Source organism: Alcanivorax sp. HI0044, from assembly GCF_001634945.1.
The window spans coordinates 1-1,365 of record NZ_LWEZ01001941.1; the positions used below are offsets into that span (position 1 = coordinate 1).

The following is a 1,365-nucleotide window of genomic DNA, read 5'->3' on the forward strand; positions in this document are numbered from 1 at the left end:
TCAACCAACCAGCGCATTGCCAGAGCAGTACGACGGCTGGGACGAACCTCAACAGGAACCTGGTAAGTCGCACCACCAACACGGCGGCTCTTTACCTCGACGGCAGGACGGATATTGTCCAGCGCCTTTTCGAACATCTCCAGGGAATCAGCCCCTTTGCGTTCGGTGATAATATCCAGCGCACCGTAAACAATACGCTCGGATACAGACTTTTTACCACTGACCATTACATGGTTCATGAACTTGGCCAGAATCTGGCTTCCAAACTTCGGATCCGGCAGGATCTCCCGTTTGGCGACAACGCGACGTCTTGGCATCGGATGTGTTCCTCTAACATTCCCGCTTTGGGCGGGGAAAGCTTCAGGTGACTCCGGAACGGCATGCCGTCCGGACCTTACTCATCCCTCCGCAGCCACACGGGCTACGGCATTCAGAAAAGGTAGCTGGGTATTACTTAGGACGCTTGGCGCCATACTTGGAGCGACGCTGTTTGCGGTCCTGCACGCCTGCCGTATCCAGGGTGCCACGTACGGTGTGGTAGCGAACACCGGGAAGGTCTTTTACACGACCGCCACGGATCAACACTACGGAGTGCTCCTGCAGGTTATGCCCTTCACCACCAATGTAGGAAGAGACTTCATAACCGTTGGTCAGACGCACACGACACACTTTACGCAGCGCGGAGTTCGGCTTCTTCGGAGTAGTGGTATACACCCGAGTGCAAACGCCGCGACGCTGGGGGCAGCCCTGCAGGGCTACGGAGTCGCTCTTTTCTACCTTGCTTTTGCGCGGCTTGCGCACCAGCTGGTTTACAGTTGCCATGAAACTACTGCCTCACGCTTACAGTTCTGTGACAAAAACCGTCAGTTTACGGCCCCTGCCACCCAATTACCGCCCATGAAACCATGGGGGGCAGCGATTGTAGGGAGCCTCCGGCATCCCGTCAAGGCGCCGGAGAATCTCTACGGTTGCCCCCGAAGGGGCGAAATGGCACCAGCCACTTGTGCGGGCGCCATTATCGGGTCAAGAAAACGCCCGCACTACTCGTCGGAGGAGCTAAGCGCCTCGGACAGAGCCGCTTCCACCTCGTCCATGGTCGGCGCTTCCGGCCCGCGTGCGTCAGCACGCTGGCGGCGACGGTCCATGTGGTAGGCATAGCCGGTACCGGCCGGGATCAGACGACCCACAACCACGTTCTCTTTCAGGCCACGCAGGTCGTCTTCCTTGCCGGTTACCGCCGCTTCGGTGAGAACGCGGGTGGTTTCCTGGAAAGACGCTGCAGAGATGAAGGACTCGGTGGCCAGGGAAGCCTTGGTGATACCCAACAACAGACGCTGATATTGCGGCAGCATCTTGTCTTCGGCT

3 protein-coding genes are annotated in these 1,365 nt (G+C 58.2%); all 3 read right to left on the reverse strand.

Going from position 1 to position 1,365, the window contains the following annotated elements; translation table 11 throughout:
• On the reverse strand, nucleotides 1-317 hold a 317-nt coding region (rpsG, locus tag A3730_RS28780), incomplete at its 3' end, for a 30S ribosomal protein S7 (protein ID WP_063539430.1).
• A 133-nt stretch (nucleotides 318-450) separates the two neighbouring features.
• The gene (gene rpsL / locus A3730_RS28785) at nucleotides 451-822 is read right to left on the reverse strand and encodes a 30S ribosomal protein S12 (protein WP_011587675.1); all 372 of its coding nucleotides are present in this window, start codon (nucleotides 820-822) and stop codon (nucleotides 451-453) included.
• A 218-nt stretch (nucleotides 823-1,040) separates the two neighbouring features.
• Nucleotides 1,041-1,365, reverse strand: a 325-nt coding sequence (locus tag A3730_RS28790; protein ID WP_156501439.1) for a hypothetical protein, incomplete at its 5' end; no start/stop codon positions are given.